General features: G+C 55.6%; 18 protein-coding genes. 12 read left to right on the top strand and 6 right to left on the bottom strand.

The window, feature by feature from the left end; genetic code table 11:
* Positions 1 to 49 precede the first annotated feature (49 nt).
* Positions 50 to 2,335 carry a heavy metal translocating P-type ATPase gene (locus ACT3TF_RS10355; RefSeq protein WP_444672182.1) on the bottom strand — a complete coding sequence of 762 codons (2,286 nt, stop codon included), beginning with the start codon at positions 2,333 to 2,335 and terminating at the stop codon, positions 50 to 52.
* On the bottom strand, positions 2,332 to 2,760 hold the full coding sequence (locus ACT3TF_RS10350) for a MerR family transcriptional regulator (protein WP_096276047.1): 429 nt from the start codon (positions 2,758 to 2,760) through the stop codon (positions 2,332 to 2,334). Before ACT3TF_RS10350 ends, ACT3TF_RS10355 begins: the two co-directional genes overlap by 4 nt.
* A 279-nt stretch (positions 2,761 to 3,039) precedes the next feature.
* Here ACT3TF_RS10350 and ACT3TF_RS10345 point away from each other — a divergent pair, with 279 nt between their 5' ends.
* From ACT3TF_RS10345 to ACT3TF_RS10310, 8 genes are all read left to right on the top strand, one after another.
* A complete protein-coding gene (locus tag ACT3TF_RS10345) occupies positions 3,040 to 4,419 on the top strand; it encodes an OmpP1/FadL family transporter (protein ID WP_096276045.1) in 1,380 nt (459 codons plus the stop codon).
* Positions 4,420 to 4,584: 165 nt separating this feature from the next.
* Positions 4,585 to 5,683 (top strand): peptide chain release factor 2 gene (gene prfB, locus ACT3TF_RS10340; RefSeq protein WP_096276043.1). Its coding sequence is split into 2 segments (ribosomal slippage): positions 4,585 to 4,659 and positions 4,661 to 5,683, totalling 1,098 coding nucleotides; the frame shifts between segments, so codons are not numbered across the junction.
* A 34-nt stretch (positions 5,684 to 5,717) separates the two neighbouring features.
* Positions 5,718 to 7,256 (top strand): lysine--tRNA ligase, encoded by a 1,539-nt coding sequence (lysS, locus tag ACT3TF_RS10335; RefSeq protein WP_096276041.1) that lies wholly within the window; start codon positions 5,718 to 5,720, stop codon positions 7,254 to 7,256.
* An 84-nt stretch (positions 7,257 to 7,340) separates the two neighbouring features.
* Complete coding sequence (locus tag ACT3TF_RS10330; RefSeq protein ID WP_096276039.1) at positions 7,341 to 7,721, top strand: hypothetical protein; 381 nt, start codon at positions 7,341 to 7,343, stop codon at positions 7,719 to 7,721.
* A gap of 231 nt (positions 7,722 to 7,952) precedes the next feature.
* Positions 7,953 to 9,356, top strand: coding sequence for an MFS transporter (locus ACT3TF_RS10325; protein WP_096276037.1), 1,404 nt, complete (start codon positions 7,953 to 7,955; stop codon positions 9,354 to 9,356).
* Positions 9,357 to 9,398: 42 nt separating this feature from the next.
* The gene (locus ACT3TF_RS10320; protein WP_096276035.1) at positions 9,399 to 9,707 is read left to right on the top strand and encodes a BolA family protein; all 309 of its coding nucleotides are present in this window, start codon (positions 9,399 to 9,401) and stop codon (positions 9,705 to 9,707) included.
* Positions 9,704 to 10,573: a hypothetical protein gene (locus ACT3TF_RS10315; protein ID WP_096276032.1), complete on the top strand. Its 870-nt coding sequence runs from the start codon at positions 9,704 to 9,706 to the stop codon at positions 10,571 to 10,573. The genes ACT3TF_RS10320 and ACT3TF_RS10315 overlap by 4 nt, the downstream gene beginning before the upstream one ends.
* Positions 10,563 to 11,015 (top strand): GNAT family N-acetyltransferase, encoded by a 453-nt coding sequence (locus ACT3TF_RS10310; protein WP_096276030.1) that lies wholly within the window; start codon positions 10,563 to 10,565, stop codon positions 11,013 to 11,015. Before ACT3TF_RS10315 ends, ACT3TF_RS10310 begins: the two co-directional genes overlap by 11 nt.
* Positions 11,016 to 11,034: 19 nt before the next feature.
* Here the strand turns inward: ACT3TF_RS10310 and zapB are convergent, their stop codons facing one another.
* Together zapB and rsmD are read right to left on the bottom strand one after the other, a co-directional pair.
* Positions 11,035 to 11,229, bottom strand: coding sequence for a cell division protein ZapB (gene zapB / locus ACT3TF_RS10305; protein WP_096276028.1), 195 nt, complete (start codon positions 11,227 to 11,229; stop codon positions 11,035 to 11,037).
* A 138-nt stretch (positions 11,230 to 11,367) separates the two neighbouring features.
* Positions 11,368 to 11,976 (bottom strand): 16S rRNA (guanine(966)-N(2))-methyltransferase RsmD, encoded by a 609-nt coding sequence (rsmD, locus tag ACT3TF_RS10300; protein ID WP_096276026.1) that lies wholly within the window; start codon positions 11,974 to 11,976, stop codon positions 11,368 to 11,370.
* A gap of 90 nt (positions 11,977 to 12,066) precedes the next feature.
* Here rsmD and ftsY point away from each other — a divergent pair, with 90 nt between their 5' ends.
* The 4 genes from ftsY (at position 12,067) to rpoH (ending at position 16,045) form a co-directional block, all read left to right on the top strand.
* Positions 12,067 to 13,356, top strand: coding sequence for a signal recognition particle-docking protein FtsY (ftsY, locus tag ACT3TF_RS10295; RefSeq protein WP_444672181.1), 1,290 nt, complete (start codon positions 12,067 to 12,069; stop codon positions 13,354 to 13,356).
* A complete protein-coding gene (gene ftsE, locus ACT3TF_RS10290; protein WP_441672939.1) occupies positions 13,353 to 14,021 on the top strand; it encodes a cell division ATP-binding protein FtsE in 669 nt (222 codons plus the stop codon). The genes ftsY and ftsE overlap by 4 nt, the downstream gene beginning before the upstream one ends.
* Complete coding sequence (gene ftsX / locus ACT3TF_RS10285; RefSeq protein ID WP_441684023.1) at positions 14,018 to 15,061, top strand: permease-like cell division protein FtsX; 1,044 nt, start codon at positions 14,018 to 14,020, stop codon at positions 15,059 to 15,061. The genes ftsE and ftsX overlap by 4 nt, the downstream gene beginning before the upstream one ends.
* A 114-nt stretch (positions 15,062 to 15,175) precedes the next feature.
* A complete protein-coding gene (gene rpoH, locus ACT3TF_RS10280) occupies positions 15,176 to 16,045 on the top strand; it encodes an RNA polymerase sigma factor RpoH (protein ID WP_441684021.1) in 870 nt (289 codons plus the stop codon).
* Positions 16,046 to 16,197: 152 nt separating this feature from the next.
* Here the strand turns inward: rpoH and slmA are convergent, their stop codons facing one another.
* Both slmA and argB read right to left on the bottom strand, forming a co-directional pair.
* Positions 16,198 to 16,806: a nucleoid occlusion factor SlmA gene (slmA, locus tag ACT3TF_RS10275; RefSeq protein ID WP_096282200.1), complete on the bottom strand. Its 609-nt coding sequence runs from the start codon at positions 16,804 to 16,806 to the stop codon at positions 16,198 to 16,200.
* Positions 16,807 to 16,825: 19 nt separating this feature from the next.
* Complete coding sequence (gene argB, locus ACT3TF_RS10270) at positions 16,826 to 17,725, bottom strand: acetylglutamate kinase (protein WP_096282199.1); 900 nt, start codon at positions 17,723 to 17,725, stop codon at positions 16,826 to 16,828.
* Positions 17,726 to 17,809: the final 84 nt, after the last annotated feature.

Here is a 17,809-nt window from a genome sequence, read left to right as displayed (position 1 = left end):
CACACAATCAGCGCGATGGCACCCAGCCCTGCTAGGTTAACCAATATACTCATGAGGCAATCTCCGGGTTGTCTGATTTCCATAGCCGTAAACGGTTAGCGTTACTCACCACGGTGATGGAAGAGAGCGACATCGCTGCTCCGGCGATCATTGGCGAGAGCAAAGTGCCGGTGAGCGGGTAGAGCACGCCGGCGGCGATGGGAATACACAGCAGGTTATAGCCAAACGCGCCCACCAGGTTTTGTTTGATATTACGCAGCGTTGCTCGGCTTATCTCAATGGCGGATGCCACTCCGTGTAGCGAGCCGCGCATTAGCGTTATGCCCGCACTCTCAATCGCTACGTCGGTGCCTTGACCAATGGCAAAGCCTACATTTGCCCGGGCCAGGGCGGGCGCATCATTAATGCCATCGCCCACCATGCCAACGATTTCTCCCGCCTTTTGACGCCGCTCAATCTCGGCGTGCTTGTCTTCAGGCAATAGACCCGCACGATACTCGTCAATACCCACTTCCTGAGCAACTACCTTGGCGGTGTGCTCGTTATCACCAGTGAGCATCACAATGGTCAAGCCGTCTTTTTGTAGACGTTTGATGGCGGCCACGGTGTCGCGACGCAGAGGGTCGCTAATACCAAACAGGGCGGCCAGTTTGCCATCTATCGCTAAGTACACCAGCGTGCGGGCCTGCGCTTCCAGAGTGCGGGCTTGGCCCTCACCCGCATGGAGATCCACCCCCGCTTCCGTCAGTAGGCGAGCATTGCCCAGTAATAGTGATTTGCCATCGGCAGTTTGCGCCTTCACGCCACCCCCGGTCACACTATCGAAATGCTCAATCTCAGCGGTTGGAGCGTTATGTTCTTCGGCGTAATACATCAGCGCCGTTGCCAGCGGATGTTCGGAGCCTTGCTCCAGTGCGAACACCCATCCCAGTGCGGTGGATTGCTCGGTGTCAAACATCTGTACATCAGTGACGCTGGGCTTGCCTTGGGTCAGCGTGCCGGTCTTATCGACGACTAGCGTGGTGAGCTTGCTGGCGGTTTGCAGCGCTTCGCCGTTGCGCACCAGTACTCCGTACTCTGCCGCTTTGCCAACGCCGATCATGGTCGAGATGGGCGTTGCCAGGCCCAGCGCGCAGGGACAGGCAATGATTAGCACGGTGGTCGCCGTGACCAGCATATGGATGACCAGCGGTGCCGGCCCCAGGTTGAACCAGGTCAGCGCCGTGAGCACGGCAATGATCATGACCGAAGGGACAAATACGCTGGAGACCTGATCGGCGAGTTCGCCAATCGGTGGGCGCGAGTTCTGGGCACTCGCCACCTGTTCGGTAATCTGCCCAAGCCGAGTGTCGGCGCCTACTCGCGTTGCTTGATACACCAGCCCGCCACGACCATTCACCGTGCCAGCGCTGACGTCATCACCAACGTGCTTGGCAACCGGCACCGGTTCGCCAGTAAGCATGGACTCATCAATATGGCTTTGGCCTTCGGTCACCTGGCCGTCTACCGGTAGGCGTTCGCCGGGGCGTACCCGAATATGATCGCCTGTGCGCACATCATCAATCTCAACCTCCTGCTCCTGGCCGTCGCGGATAATCCGCGCCGTGCGGCTTTGCAGATCGAGTAGGCGCTTTAAAGCATTGCTGGTACGACCGCGCGCGCGTAGTTCCAGGGCATTGCCGAGCAGAATCAGCCCGATCACCATCGCAGAGGCTTCAAAATAGATACCCTGAGCCACCTCCGGTAGCCACGGTGCGAGCAGCACCACTGCCATGGAGTAAAGCCAGGCGGTGCCAGTTCCCATGGCAATCAGCGTATCCATATTGGCCTGATGATGTTTTACGCTCTTCCAAGCATTGACGAAGAAGTGACGCCCGGGAAAGGCCATGACGGCTAGCGTGAGCAGGCCAACGACTAGCCAATAAAGACGCCCCATGCCCACTGGGTGAGGGTGAAAAAAGAACATGCTAAGCATGAGAGGAATCGCTAAGGCTAGAGAAGCAGCGCTGCCGCGTAGCCGCTGCTGATAGGTCTTGGCATCTTGCTCTGCGCGAGTACGCTCGGCGTCAGCCATGTCCACAATAGGTGCCGCGCTATAGCCCGCCGCTTCAACGGCGGCGATTAATGCTTGGCTTTCCGCGCTGCCAACTACCTGCGCAGAGTGGGTGCCGAAATTCACGCTGGCGGTGTCGACGCCATCGGTATGCTCAAGCGCTTTCTGAACACTTTTTACACAGCCCGCACAGGACATGCCGCTGATCGCTAAACGCTGCTTTTTCACCGTGTGCTGGGCATTGCCGGTAGCATCGCGGATGACGCTCAACGAGTTGCTCATGGTGTCTCCTGGCTAGACGCTGGCGCTGGAAAGCTTTCAATCAAGCGGCATACGCTGTGTCCGTCAGGCGTGCCGTCGGGCATGTTTTGCCAGCTCACGAGGGCATGCTCCATGCGCTCGGCCAGCGCTTCCAGTTCAGCAATGCGGGCGCGAATGAGAGGTAGGCGGCTGGTGAGCAGATCACGCACCAGCGGGCAGGGGGAGTCGCCCTGGTCGGCGTGGGAAAGTATGTCGCGGATTTCAGCGACGCTAAAACCTAGCTTGCGCGCCCGCTGAATAAAGCGCAGCCGCTCTAAGTCGGTATCTGAAAACAGCTGATAGCCGTTATCCGGGTGGCGCTGCGGGGCCAGCAGCTGCTCGCGGGCGTAATGGCGCACGGTCTCTGCGGTGACGCCGCCACGTTTGGCAAGCTCATTCACTTTCATGGCCGTCTCCCTCATCTAATAAGCGAATCGTTGGATTGCATCATGCTTTTAAGTGTAAAACCTATGGGTAACACACAGGTCAAGCTAGGCTTAGTGAATGAGTGAAAATAACTAAAACACTGATTTAAAACGATCGTACGACTAATGTATAAGCGAAAAATGAAATAAAACGCTCGTTTACTCTTGATCCTTTAGCGTAGTTGCGAGAAAACAGTCATGTAAAAAATAACGAAGTTGGATCGTCTGTATCCATCGGATCATTGGGAAGAGAGGCTCGCTATGAACAATACATTTAAGAATAATAAAGTTAAGAGCAATAAATTTAATAAGCTCACCCTGGCTGCTGCCATCACAGCCGCCTTCGCCAGCCAAGCCCACGCGGGCGGGTATCAAATCAACGAACAGAGCGTAAGCGGGCAGGGTTACGGCCATGCTGGGCGCAGTTCTAACATCAACGATGCCTCTATTGTTTATGGCAACCCGGCGGGCATGTCATTTTTAGATCGTGCCCAAATCACCGTGGGTGGAACCTATTTAAATGTAAATACGGATCTTTCAAATGTGGAGGCTACCCGTAATATCGACTCCGGCGTTGCCCTCGGCGGTGCGCCTAATGGCAATCAAATTCCTCTGGGCAGTATTCCCGGCGGTAACGATGGCGATATGGTGCCGGGTACTTTCATTCCCTTTGCCTTCTATGCACAGCCCGTTACTGATCAGCTAGCGTTTGGGTTTGGGGTGTACGCGCCGTTTGGCTCTAAAACCGAGTATGAAGATGACTTCCAAGGCCGCTACTTTGGTGATTACACCGAAGTGACGGTAGTCAGTGCCCAGCCGACGGTGTCTTATCGCTTTAACGATCAATGGGCGGTCGGCGCTGGTGTTACTTATAACCGGGTAGAAGGCGAGCTGCGCCGCCAGTTGCCCTCAAGCCCCGCTTTTGATGCCGCTGGCGATATCGATTCGCGCGTTGAGGGTGACGACGAGGCGTGGGGTTATAACTTAGGCGTTATTTATCGCCCGGTAGCTGAAACGACGCTGGGTCTGACTTACCGCTCAAAAGTAGATTACAACTTGGAAGGCAGTTTTAGTGCGACCGATCCTATGGGTAACGTGGTGCGTGCTGATTCAGCAAGCCTCAATCTAACCACGCCTGAGACGGTTAACCTCTCGCTGACGCAGCAGATGACGGATCGTCTTAAGTTGATGTTTGGCGCTTCATGGGTGCGCTGGAGTCAATTTGATGAGATTTTGGTCAGAGGCAGTCAGGGCGACCAAATCACTCAAGAGCCACAAAATTATTCAAACGCATGGGCATTTGCCACCGGCGGTGAATATCAGCTAACGCCTACCTTGGCGTTGCGTGCAGGGGTGTCACTGGACTTTACGCCGACCAATGATGAAGACCGCAGCGTACGTATTCCTTCGGATGATCGGCGTATCTTCTCGCTGGGGGCAGGTTGGAGCCCAACGCCTGACATGACGCTAGACTTTGCGTACTCTTACCTGACTGAGCGCGGCACTTTTGTGGAGCAGGAGCGTAATGACCTGCTAGCCAGCGCTGCCACGGGGGGCGCGGCCATCGGTGGAGCGAATTATTCGGCAGACTACAAAAACGAAGCCCATGGCTTTGGCGCTCAGCTGACCTATCGCTTTTAAGCCACAGAGAAGGCTAAGCCTTATCGAAACCCGGCGCACGCCGGGTTTTTTATTGCCCTGACGCTGGCCATTGGATGCGGGGCGGGTCGGCTTTCGTTACACTATGCGCTTTTCTGATCGATACACCTCTGTACGATCCGATGCAGACCACGCTAGGGCAATCCCATGTTGGAAACCAACCCGATTCATAACCAGATCAAGGACCTGTCTGAGCGGACAGACGTTCTTAGGGGGTATCTTTGACTATGCCGAAAAGCAAGATCGGCTAGAAGAGGTCACCCGCGAACTGGAAGACCCCAATGTCTGGAACGATCCGGCCTATGCGCAGAAACTGGGCAAAGAGCGCGCCTCTCTTGAGGCCATTGTGGCCACCATTGATGATCTCGACCAGGGCTTAGGCGATAGCCGAGACCTGCTAGAGTTGGCTGAAATGGAGGACGACGAAGGCACGGTTGATGAAGTGCGCAAAGAGCTAGACAGCCTGCAGGCTGCGCTTGAAAAGCTTGAGTTCCGGCGCATGTTTTCTGGTGATATGGATCAAAATAACGCCTATCTGGATATTCAGTCTGGCTCTGGCGGCACCGAAGCGCAGGACTGGGCGAATATTTTGCTGCGCATGTACCTGCGCTGGGCGGAAAGCCACGGCTTTAAAGCCGATATCAGCGAAATTTCTGCCGGTGAAGTGGCCGGTATTAAGTCGGCAACGGTACATATCCAGGGCGATTATGCGTTTGGCTGGCTGCGTACAGAAACTGGCGTGCATCGTTTAGTGCGCAAAAGCCCGTTCGACTCAGGCGGCCGCCGGCATACTTCCTTTGCATCGGTCTTTTTATCGCCGGAAATTGACGACAGCTTCGAGGTTGAGATTAATCCCTCGGATCTGCGCGTTGATACCTATCGCTCTAGCGGCGCCGGCGGGCAGCACGTTAACACCACCGATTCTGCGGTACGGATCACTCACGAGCCAACCGGCATCGTCGTGGCCTGCCAAGGGCAGCGTAGCCAGCACGCTAACCGCGACTTTGCTATGAAGCAGCTGAAAGCACGGCTGTGGGAACACGAAATGCAAAAGCGCAATGCAGCCAAGCAGGAAGCCGAGGATTCAAAAGCGGATATCGGCTGGGGTAGCCAGATTCGCTCTTACGTGCTTGACGATCAGCGCATCAAAGATTTGCGTACCAGCGTGCAGTCCAGCAACTGCGATAAGGTGCTCGACGGGGATATTGATCAGTTTATCGTCGCTAGTCTCAAGCAGGGTTTGTAATTTTTTAACGGTTTGATTATCAACAGGGTGCCACATGGCTAACCAAGACGCGTCTGAGCAGCATGGCTCTGAAACACATGGCTCTGAACACCAGGAAAATCATCTGATCGCCGAGCGCCGGGCCAAGCTTGCCGCGCGTCGTGAACTGGCCGCCGAGCAGGGTAAGAGTGCGTTTCCAAATGATTTTCGCCGCGATAGCTTAACCGTCGAGCTGCAAAATAAGCTGGGCGATAAAGAAAAGGCGGATCTTGAGGGGCTTGATCATCACGCCTCGGTGGCGGGGCGAGTCATGCGTCAGCGCGGGCCGTTTATCGTTATTCAGGACGTGGCCGGACAAATCCAGCTGTATGTGGATAAAAAAGGCCTGCCCGCTGATGTGCTAGACGATATTAAAAGCTGGGATATTGGTGACATCGTGGCCGCTCGCGGGCCCGTGCACAAGTCCGGTAAGGGCGATTTGTACGTCATGATGAAAGAGGCCCAGCTACTGACGAAGAGCCTGCGTCCGCTGCCAGATAAGTTTCACGGCTTGACTGATATGGAGGCCCGCTACCGCCAGCGCTATGTGGATCTGATTATGAATCCGCAGTCGCGTAAGGTGTTTGAAACCCGTGCCGCGGTGATCAGCTCCATGCGTCGCTTCTTTGAAACGCGCGGCTTTATGGAAGTAGAAACGCCCATGCTGCAGCCGATTCCTGGCGGTGCCGCAGCGCGTCCTTTCATCACGCACCATAATGCGCTGGATATCGACATGTATCTGCGTATTGCGCCGGAGCTTTATCTCAAACGCTTAGTGGTGGGCGGTTTTGAAAAAGTCTTCGAGATTAACCGCAATTTTCGCAATGAAGGTCTGTCGACGCGCCACAATCCAGAATTCACCATGGTGGAATTCTACTGGGCGTACGCGGATTATCGCGACCTGATCGATATGACCGAAGCGATGTTGCGCACGGCAGCCGAAGAAGTGCTGGGCAGCGCGGTGATTGAATATCAGGGCACTAGCTATGATTTTGGGCAGCCGTTTGATCGTTTGACGCTGCGTCAGGCGATTTTGGATCACGGCGACGGCATTGCTGACAGCGATTTAGATTCACTAGAGGCTGCGCGAGCGGCTGCTGAGAAGCTCGGTATCAAGGTCAAAGAGAGCTGGGGCCTGGGTAAGGTGCAAACAGAGATCTTTGAAGAAGTCGCTGAGCACAAACTCGATCGGCCGACGTTTATTATCGAGTATCCGGCTGAAGTCAGCCCGCTGGCGCGGCGTAATGATGCTAACCCTTTCGTTACCGATCGTTTTGAGTTCTTTGTTGGTGGCCGAGAAATCGCCAACGGATTTTCGGAGCTCAACGACGCCGAAGACCAGGCCGAGCGTTTCCGCGCCCAGTCAGCGGAAAAAGACGCAGGTGACTTGGAGGCAATGTATTACGACGCCGATTACATCCGCGCGTTGGAGTATGGTATGCCGCCTACCGCAGGCGAGGGCATTGGTATCGACCGTCTCGTCATGCTATTTACCGACAGTCCCTCTATCCGTGACGTGCTGCTATTCCCTGCAATGCGCCCTGAAGTGGACTAAACAAATTCTATAGCGGATGAAAAGTTGGTAAGGGCGCGTTATAGCGCCCATAATGGTCAACGTTTCGACGGCGAGGAGAATCCCATGAAACTGCTTAACCGCTCCGCATTGAGCGTCAGGCCGACCCAGCCCTTTGTGGACTGGATCAACGCGCTGGAACCCACCATGGGAGACGACGACCTGACCTTGGACGACGTCGAACGTGAAAGTACCATTTACCTGATTCCTGAGATGGATACGCCGGAAGCGCTGGAAACGTTTGTGCGCGACCGCTACGTGGACATTCTCGAAACGGAGCTGCGCGCGTGGGAAGAGGATGAGGGCCAGTGGCCGGATAAACTCGATTGGGCGCTGTTTCAAGAATTTGTGCGCGTCGAGCACAGCTATCTAGCGATTGATCTTGATGATGAAACCGCGCTTGAAATATCAGAAGTAGATGACGCGCTGCTGTTAGATAGTGAGTAGGCGTAGCATTCGAACGGTATAGGCGCTTTAAAACGCGCTGCGCTAGGCCTAATCCTTACTCGCCGACGTTTGAGGCAGAGCCTAGTATTGGCGCACTTTGAAACCGGCTAAGGCCGGTTTCTTTGTTTCTAAATACTGTGCTTCTAAATGCTGTGTTTCTAAAAACTATGATTCTAAAAACTGTGTTGTTTTAGCCGTTTCGTTAAGGAACGCTCCTCTAGGAACTTCGCTATGCGATTGTTTGAAAGCCGCCCCGGAGACGATGGCCTGCCAGGCCCTGAGCGCGCTCTGGCGGTGCTGGCGCTGGTCACCGGTACCTTAATGGCGGTGGTCGATACCACGATGATTAACTTGGCGCTGCCGACCATTGCCGCCGATTTAGATGTGCCCGCTTCGCGTGCGGTGTGGATTACCAATCTTTTTCAGGTAGTCTGCGCCGCTTTTCTGCTCGTCTTTGCAGGCATTAGTGAGCTAGTTACTCGCCGCCGGCTGTATCTATTCGGAATAGGGATCTTTGTTGCGGCCTCGTTAGGGGCGGCGCTGTCGCGTAATTTGGAAACGCTGCTTGTTTTTCGTGCCTGCCAGGGGCTAGGCGCCGCGGCGACATTGTCGATAGGCCCATCGCTCTATCGGGCGATTTTTCCTTCGCGCTTGCTCGGCAGTGCGCTTGGCCTCAGCGCGTTAGTGGTCGCGGGTGGCTACGCCGCGGGGCCTACGCTGAGCGGAGTGATTTTATCTTTCGCCGACTGGCCTTGGCTGTTTGCATTAAATGTTCCGCTGGGCATGTGCTCTTTCTGGCTAGCGAGCCGCGCGCTGCCCCGCGAAAAGCCGCGTAAAGGCAGCTTTGATGTGGCCGGCGCGCTGCTTTCCATGGTGATGCTGGCCAGTCTATTTATCGCCATGGACGCCGTAGGCCACGCCGTGCCGATTTGGCAAAGCGCTGGCTGGGCGCTGCTGGCAGTGCTGGCTTGCGGCGGATTTATTATTCGTCAGCGCCGCGCACCTTACCCGCTGCTGCCGCTTAGCGTCTTTTCTGAGATGCGCTTTACGCTAGCGGTGTCGGCCTCTGGGCTAGCGTTTATTGGCCAAGGGCTGACGTTTGTAGCGCTGTCTTTTTTCTACCAAGAACAGATGGGGTTTACGCCGCTGGAAACCGCATGGCTATTCACGCCTTGGCCGCTTGCCATCATGTTGGTGGGGCCGATTGCAGGGCGTTTAGCGGACCGGATTAACCCCAGCGTGCTGTCGAGCACGGGGCTAGGACTATTAATTGTTGGCCTGATTGCACTGGCATTAGTGGATGAATCAACCGGAGTGGCGGGCAGCCTGTGGCGCACCGCGCTATGTGGGATAGGGTTTGGACTGTTCCAGCCGCCCAATAATCGCGAAATGATGGGCAGCCTGCCATTAGAGCGCAGCTCGAATGTGTCAGGCGTGATGAGCACGACGCGTACCGTTGGCCAGTCATTTGGCGTGGCGATAGTGGGGGCTGCGCTGGCGCTGGGTTGGCCGGTTCAGGTAACGCTATGGCTAGGGGCCGCAACGACGCTGCTGGCATTACTGGCAAGCGTGGCACGTATGCCGCTGGCTCGCCGCGCGTTACACGCCCGTCGGGCATCGTCGGCGGGTCACTAAGCGGGTACAATGAAACGGTTTCTGATCTCTAGGAGAAATGACATGACGCTGCAGACACAAATTGAGCAGAAGTTAACGGCATTAGCGCCTGACGTGCTGCAGGTTGAGAACGAAAGCCACATGCACAACGTGCCCGCTAACTCTGAAACTCATTTCAAGGTGACGCTGGTTAGCGAACTTTTCAGCGGCATGATGCCGGTGAAGCGCCATCAGCAGATCTATGCGCTGTTGGCTGATGAGCTTTCTGGCCCGGTTCACGCGCTGGCATTACATCTTTATACCGCCAGCGAGTGGCAGGCCCGGGGCGGCGAACGTCCGAACTCACCGAACTGCCATGGCGGCGAAAAGTGACACAAGAAGTTATTCGGCGGCACTACCTTGATGCTATGGGCATTACGGCCTGGGCCGCTAAATATCAGCTACCGAATGCACTGCCCACCGAGGCCTGTGAGTGGGAGGAGTCTGCGCCCGCTCCGACGCCGCCTCGTGAGCGCCTGCAGGCGTTGTTGGATGATGCCCCGGCGCCAAGGCGAGCGGCGCCCGAGTTATCAGTGCCAGGCGATGTAACCGCTTCGCCCTCCGCGATTCGCGCTCTGCTGACCAACGATCAACCCGGGCAAGCCAAGCACGCGGGCGAACCGCCGGTTCCAGCAGCGCTGCCAGATTCTCAGCCCGCAGAGGCTGTTGCTGCGCCTGATGCAGCGCCCGCTAAGCCGCTCGCATTTTCACTTTCCTGCCTGTGTGTTGACGGGCGTTGGCTGGTGCTGCACGCAGGTGAAATGAGCACCTCAGAGCAGCAGCTATTGATCAATCTACTCTATGCGGCGGGTATTCAGCCCAGCGTCGCGCCAAGTATCACGCACTTTACTTGGCCGCAGATGACCAACGCCTTTGCCGTTGAAGACCCTCTGGATGAAGCCCGTGAAGGCTTGGCGGCCTTTGTCGCCGGCCGCGTAAATCGTCAAGGATGGCAATTAGAGCAGCTACTATGGTGGGGAGCGCTAGGCGCCGATCAAGGCACCTTGGATCGCGTCTTAAACGTGGCCGATGGGCAGAGCCATACGCTTTCGCTGCCGGTATGGCAGGGGCCTGCGCTGGCTTCACTGCTCGACAATACGAACAATAAGCGTGATCTTTGGCCTGAGCTTCAGCTGTTGGGCCAGCAATGGGCATCGGTTAGCCCTGCGGACACTCCTCAGGCGGCTGATGATCACTGAGTTGAGGGTCGACGATTTAGCATTACTCACCGCGCTGGAGGATCAGGCGCGAAGCGGCATTAGCGCTTCACAGCTGCAGGCCGCGCTTAGCTGTCAGCAAACCTGTGTGTTGGGCCTATGGCATCAGAAGGCGCTAGTAGGCTATGCCATTGTGGTGCAACTGCTGTTTGACGCTGAGCTACAGGCGATAGGCGTATTGCCGGTGTGTCGTCGACAGGGCGCGGGTGACGCGCTAATGGGCGCCGTCTTAACGACAGCTCAAGGATGGTCTAGCGAGCGGCTGTTGCTGGAAGTTCGCGTTGGCAATCTTAGCGCTATCCGGCTCTATCAGCGCAGCGGGTTTAGCGAAGACGGGCGACGAAAGGGCTACTATCCAAGCTGCCCAGCGGTTGAGGGCCCCGCCGGGCGTGAGGACGCGCTATTGCTGTCTCGAGTGCTTTAGTCGCGTGCCAATGCGCCGTTTAGGACGCGCTGGCGTTATCTTGGCTGTCGAATTTGCTTAACAGGCTGTTGAGACGACGCTCCCATTCTTCACGCTCTTCTTTGAACTTGGCATTTTCACTGCGCAGCTCTTCATTTTCCATTTTCATCATTTCTAGAGCGTCAACGGTATCGGTGACTTTCTGTTCAAGCTGATTAAATAGTTCCAGGCTCATGCATGTCTCCATAGAGTAAAAACGAGCACCAAAAAAAGTAACTAACAAAAAATAAGTACCCAGAAACAAGCGCCGTGCTTGCTAATAGGGACGAATGAGGCGAGCGTAACGCCGCTGCCGCGTGGCGGCAAGCGCTGTTTACGGCAATTGACGTTGGTAAAGCCGTGCGGTGCTTTCGCCGGCCTGGGTTTCGCGGTGTAACTGCCAGTTAATAGGCACGTCCGGCGCCAGCGACGTCTCGGTTTCGAGGTAAATCATTGCCTCACTGGCTAGCCAGCCACCGTTTTCTAGCGCGTGGCAGCACGCTGCGGCTAACTGCTGGTGAAAGGGCGGGTCTAGAAATGCCAGCGAATACGGCTTTGCCGCTCGCGTTAGATACGCCTGCACATCGTTAACATGTACTGCGCTTGCGGTAATATTAAGCAGGGTAAGATTCGCCGACAGCTGCGCAGATACGCGCGGGTCGCGCTCGACAAAGTCGACACACGCAGCGCCGCGTGACAGCGCTTCAATACCCAGTGCGCCGGTGCCTGCGAACAGATCCAACACCGCTTGGCCGTAAAACTGTTGGCCTAGCCAGTTGAACAACGTTTCACGCACGCGGTCTGGGGTTGGGCGCAGGCCAGGGCTGTCTAACACCGGTAGCTGGCGGCGGCGAAATTCTCCGCCAATAATGCGCAGCTTGCCAACCTGCTGAGCAGGTGCGCGGCGAGAAGTGGGTGAGCGTGAGGAGCGTTGTCGTGTCATGAAGCGGATTGTAGCGGGCTAGTTATCCAAAGTCTTGGGTTACGGTGTTAGCATAACCTTAATGTTCACTATTTTTGTCGGGTAGCACTCATGTTTGGTTTTTTTAAGCGTAAAAATAAGCAAGATCCACAGCAGACGCCTCAAGAAGAAGAGCAGCGGTTAAAAGAGCAGACCCAAGAGCAGGCTGATGAGGTGGAAATTGAGCCCGCACTTCCTCCTGAGCCTGTTGAAGAGGCCCCGCAAGCACCGGATACTTTGCCAGAGCCAGAGCCAGAGCCAGAGCCAGAGCCAGAGCCAGAGCCAGAGCCAGAGCCAGAGCCAGAGCCAGAGCCAGAGCCAGAGCCAGAGCCAGAGCCAGAGCCAGAGCCAATCGCTCCCCCTGCTGTTTTGCAGGAAAAGCCAGGGGCGGAAAAAAGTGACAAAAAAGGCTGGTTTGCGCGGATTAAATCAGGCCTGGGCAAAACCCGCGCTAATTTGACCGACGGCATCGCCGATCTGTTTTTAGGTAAAAAACAGATCGATGACGAGCTATTAGAAGACTTAGAAACGCAGCTGTTGCTGGCCGATGTCGGCATTGAAGCAACGACAGAGATCATTGGGCGCCTGGAAGCGCGCGTCTCGCGCAAAGAGCTCAATAATCCCGAAGCACTCTACCGTGGTTTGCAAGAAGAGCTGACCACTATGCTGGAGCCGGTCGCCAAACCTCTTGTGATTGAAAAACGCTCGCGCAATCAAGAGGGCAACGGGCCGTTTGTTATTTTAGTCGTCGGCGTTAACGGCGTGGGTAAAACGACCACTATAGGTAAGCTGACTCAGCGTTTTCAGCGTGAAGGTAAAAGCGTCATGTTGGCGGCTGGCGATACCTTCCGCGCCGCCGCCGTTGAACAGCTCAAAGTATGGGGCGACCGTAACCGCGTGCCGGTGATTGCCCAGCATACCGGTGCCGATAGCGCTTCGGTTATTTATGACGCGGTAGCTGCTGCCAAAGCACGCGGTGTCGATGTGCTGATTGCCGACACCGCCGGCCGGCTACATAACAAAAGCCACCTGATGGAAGAGCTGAAAAAAGTCCACCGGGTGATGCAGAAACTAGATACCAGCGCCCCTCATGAGGTGATGCTAGTACTCGATGCGGGAACTGGGCAAAACGCTATTTCTCAGGCCAGTACCTTTAACGATGCCGTGCCTATCAGCGGTATCACCTTGACCAAGCTGGATGGCACCGCCAAGGGCGGCATTATTTTCGCGCTGGCTAAGCAGCTAGGAACGCCGATTCGCTTTATTGGCGTGGGGGAGGGCATTGATGATCTTCGCCCCTTTGAGGCCAGTGATTTTGTGCATGCGCTGTTTGACCGTCAAGAGGATGATGTCAGCGCATGATCGCTTTTGAGCATGTGGGAAAGCGCTATGGCGGCCGTTTTGAAGCGCTAGCGCACCTCAATTTTCGTGTCGGTCGAGGTGAAATGGTATTTCTTACCGGCCATTCCGGCGCGGGTAAGAGTTCACTGTTGCGCTTAATCATGCGTCTTGAAAAGCCCAGTCGCGGGCGTGTCATAGTGGCCGGTCACGATATTGCCCAGCTGCATGCCAGTCAGGTGCCGTTTTATCGCCGCCAAATTGGCGTCGTCTTTCAGGACCACCAGCTGCTCTTTGACCGCAGTATTTTTCACAACGTCTCGCTGCCGCTGGATATCCAAGGGATTGAATCCCGCGAAACCGCTCGTCGAGTGCGTGCGGCGCTAGATAAGGTGGGGTTATTGCACCGTGAGAAAGCGCTGCCGATAGAGCTGTCTGGCGGTGAGCAGCAGCGGGTGGGCATTGCCCGCGCCGTGGTCAATAAGCCCGCGCTGCTGCTGGCGGACGAGCCAACGGGTAACTTAGACCCTCAGCTTTCGGCGGATATCATGGCGCTGTTCGAGGATTTTAATCGCATCGGCACCACTGTCATGATTGCTAGCCACGACCTCGCTCTGATTGCACGACTGCGTCATCGTATTCTGCGCTTGAGTGACGGTCGTCTCGTGGGCGACGAGGGGGCGCTATGAAGCCATCGGCTACTCCCAGGCGCCGCCAAGGAGCGGCGTTAAAAACGCCGCGCAGGTCGCCCGTCAAAGCACCTGATAATAAACCTTCGCAGCGAGGCGCCAGGTCGCATCAGGCGCGCTTTTCAAGCCGCCTGCGGGCCTGGGGTCGTCACCACCGCAGCATGGCAGGAGACAGCTTCTATCGCTTGGTGCGCTACCCGGTTGGCAATCTACTAACAATGCTGGCCATTGCTATTGCGCTGGTGCTGCCGGCCGCTCTCTGGCTAACGTTAGATAGCGCGCGCCTGTTAGATGCGGAGCTTGATGAGAGCGCAACGCTAACGATGTATCTAGAGTTGGCCGCTGATGACGCACAGGCTCTGCGGATTGAAGAAGCCGTCAATGCTGAGGGGAGTGTGCTTGAGACACAGTTGATCAGCGCGGACCAGGGTATGGTGGAATTTCAGCAGGCGCTGGGGCTTGATGATGCGCTGGCTGGCCTGGACGATAATCCGCTGCCGATTAGCATCGTAGTGCGACCAGAAAGCGTTGACCCTGCAGCCATGCAGCAGCTGGCTAACACGCTTGAAGCGCTTTCGGGCGTTGATGAGGTGCGAGTCGATTTAGCCTGGGTCGAGCGGCTCAGAAACTTAGCCGAGCTTGGCCGGCGCGTTGCCCTGGCGCTAGGAGCGCTGTTCGGTTTAGGGGTGCTGCTGGTGGTTGGCAATACTATTCGCTTGTCCGTAGAAAGCCGCCGCCGAGAAATTGAAGTTGTCATGCTGATTGGCGCTACTCATGCTTTTGTTCGGCGGCCATTTTTATATAGTGGCGCTTGGTACGGTGTCGGTGGCGGCCTGTTAGCACTGGGGCTACTCGGCGTGGGCAATCATTGGCTATCACTGCCGGTGGCGGCACTGGCCGCAAGCTACGGCGCGAGCTTCTCCTTGCCTCAACTTGATGTGACAGGCTCTACAATTCTGCTATCTTGCAGTACACTACTAGGCTGGTTGGGCGCTTGGCTGGCGGTGACTCGCCATCTCTCAAGTATTCGTCCAAGATGATGCCGTTGGGTGGCAAAGGCTTTGAACCTTATCCACACAATCGGGTCTGAATGTATAAGTTAATTAAGGCGTGCTACGTCAACCACGATGGTTTACAGGGGAGACCACCTGCACATGAGCACTAGTCTTCTACCGGTGGGGCAGCTTTCACCCGGCGGCGATCTGGGCGGTTATATCCGCGCGGTCAATGGTATTTCGGTATTAACGGCCGATGAAGAGCGCGAGCTTGCCTATCGTTTGCACGATGAAGGCGATTTAGAAGCCGCTCGGCGTTTAGTTATGTCGCATTTGCGCTTTGTTGTGCACATTGCCCGCAGTTATTCAGGTTATGGGTTGCCGCAAGCGGATCTAATTCAAGAAGGTAACGTTGGCTTGATGAAAGCCGTCAAGCGTTTTGATCCCAACCACGGCGTTCGGCTGGTTTCTTTTGCGGTGCACTGGATCAAAGCTGAAATACACGAATTTGTACTGCGTAACTGGCGCATTGTGAAAATCGCCACGACGAAGGCTCAGCGTAAGCTGTTTTTCAATTTGCGCAGCGCTAAGAAGCGCCTAGCATGGTTGAACAACGACGAAGTCGCCGCTATTGCTAAAGATCTCGACGTTAAGCCTGAAATTGTTCGCGATATGGAAGGCCGCCTTTCTTCTTACGACGCTGGGTTTGACGGCTCGCCGAGCGACGATGACGACAGCGCTTATCAAGCGCCGGTGCATTTTTTAGATGATGCTGCGTCAGACCCGGCAACACAGCTGGAAGACAGCAATTTCGAAGAAGACTCCACGCGTCGTTTGCAACTGGCGTTGGAAGGGCTGGACGATCGCTCGCGAGATATCTTGCAGCGCCGCTGGTTAGCCGAAAATAAAGAAACGCTGCATGATTTGGCCGGCGTTTACGGCGTGAGTGCAGAGCGTATTCGTCAGCTTGAAAAAAATGCCATGAAAAAGCTGCGCTTGAAAATGGGTGAAGATTCCATTGCTGCATAGCTAGGTTTAACTAACGTAAGTTTAAATACCGTAAGCTGCAATATCGTAAGTTGCAGTATGGTATGTGTAATACAAAAAACCGGCCCTCTTTAAAAGCAGGGCCGGTTTTTTTATGGGTAAGTTTTATGGGGCAAGGCTCGCGTCCCGTTGGCTTAGGCAGGGAGTGCGACGGCGCGTAGCAAGTGAGCCGACAACAATGACCACTGATCTTCCCAGTGCTCGGTCGGCAGGCGTTTAAAGTCACTGCGCACGTACTGCGAAATGCGTCCCTCTGCCTGGGCTGTTAGCAGGTTAGCAGCTGCCGGGGCCGGAATGGTGGGCCGCAGCCCTTCGCGAAGTTCTGCCTCGCGGAGGATCTGCTTTAGCTGCGTCTCTAGGCGCTCAAACAGCTGATTGACGCGCTGGCGCAGCCGAGCGGTTTCGCCAGTAAGCACGTCGCCCCCCATCACGCGAGCAAGGCCAGGGTTCTTTTCAGCAAAGCCTAGTAGCAGCGCAAGGATGGTGCCGCAGCGCGTGGTGGCATCGGGTACGTCTTCTAAAATGCGCGTAATCCGGGCAAAAATACTCTCTTCAATAAAGTCGATCAGCCCCTCAAACATGCGCGCTTTGCTAGGAAAGTGGCGATAGAGTGCCGCTTCGGATACTCCCACCTGGCGCGCCAGGGCCGCCGTGGTAATGCGTTTTCCGCTGTCCTCTTCAAGCATCAATGCCAGCGCCTGAAGAATTTGCTCGCGACGGCGAGGCTTTTGGTCATCACTCATAAAGTGCCCTCCGTCGCGGTTAGTACGCGTCCATTATTTGAGTGCCTACCCCAGCATTGGTGAAGATTTCTAGCAACACTGCGTGGGGGACGCGACCATCAATAATGTGTGCGCTGTTCACACCGCCTTTAACGGCATCAAGAGCGCAGCGGATTTTGGGCAGCATGCCGCCATAAATCGTGCCATCGGCGATTAGGGCATCTACCTGGAAAGTGGTTAATCCAGTAAGTACTTCGCCTTCGGCATTCATTAAGCCGGCCACATTGGTGAGCAGCATTAATTTTTCGGCATTAAGAGCTTCGGCAATCTTGCCGGCCACTAAGTCGGCATTAATGTTGTAGCTGTGGCCTTTTGCATCAACGCCGATGGGGGCAATCACCGGAATAAAGTCGCGAGCCGCGAGCATCTCGATTAGCTCGGTTGAGATCGACTCGACTTCCCCTACGTGACCAATGTCGATAATTTCAGGCGCGGTCATTTCGGGGCTTTGGTGCTCAACTTTGAGCTGGCGGGCACGAATTTGTGCGCCGTCTTTACCCGTTAAGCCTATCGCCTTGCCGCCGCTCTGGTTGATGAGATTGACGATGCTTTTATTGACCAGGCCGCCTAGAACCATCTCAACGACGTCCATGGTTTGCGAGTCGGTGACGCGCATGCCGTTCACAAAGCGTGACTCAATGTTGAGCTTTTTTAGCAGGTCGCCAATTTGCGGGCCGCCACCGTGCACCACCACTGGATTGATACCGACTTCCTTCATTAACACGATATCGCGTGCAAAGGAGTCTATCAGGGTGCTTTCAGTCATCGCATTGCCGCCGTATTTGACCACGACGGTTTTGCCGGAAAACTGTTGGATATAGGGAAGTGCTTCAGAAAGCACTTCCACAACGACCTGGGGGTCGCTACTGGCTGAACTCATTATGTTGTCCCTTGCGAACGTTTTTATGCTGATCACATTTGTGCTGATGCAGTGATAAGGGCCGTGCTTTCTTGGTGCACACGA

The sequence above is a fragment of the Halomonas sp. AOP25-F1-15 genome (assembly GCF_052378675.1).
Classification (GTDB): Bacteria; Pseudomonadota; Gammaproteobacteria; order Pseudomonadales; family Halomonadaceae; genus Vreelandella; species Vreelandella casei.
This window is presented reverse-complemented; position numbering and strand designations above follow the sequence as displayed.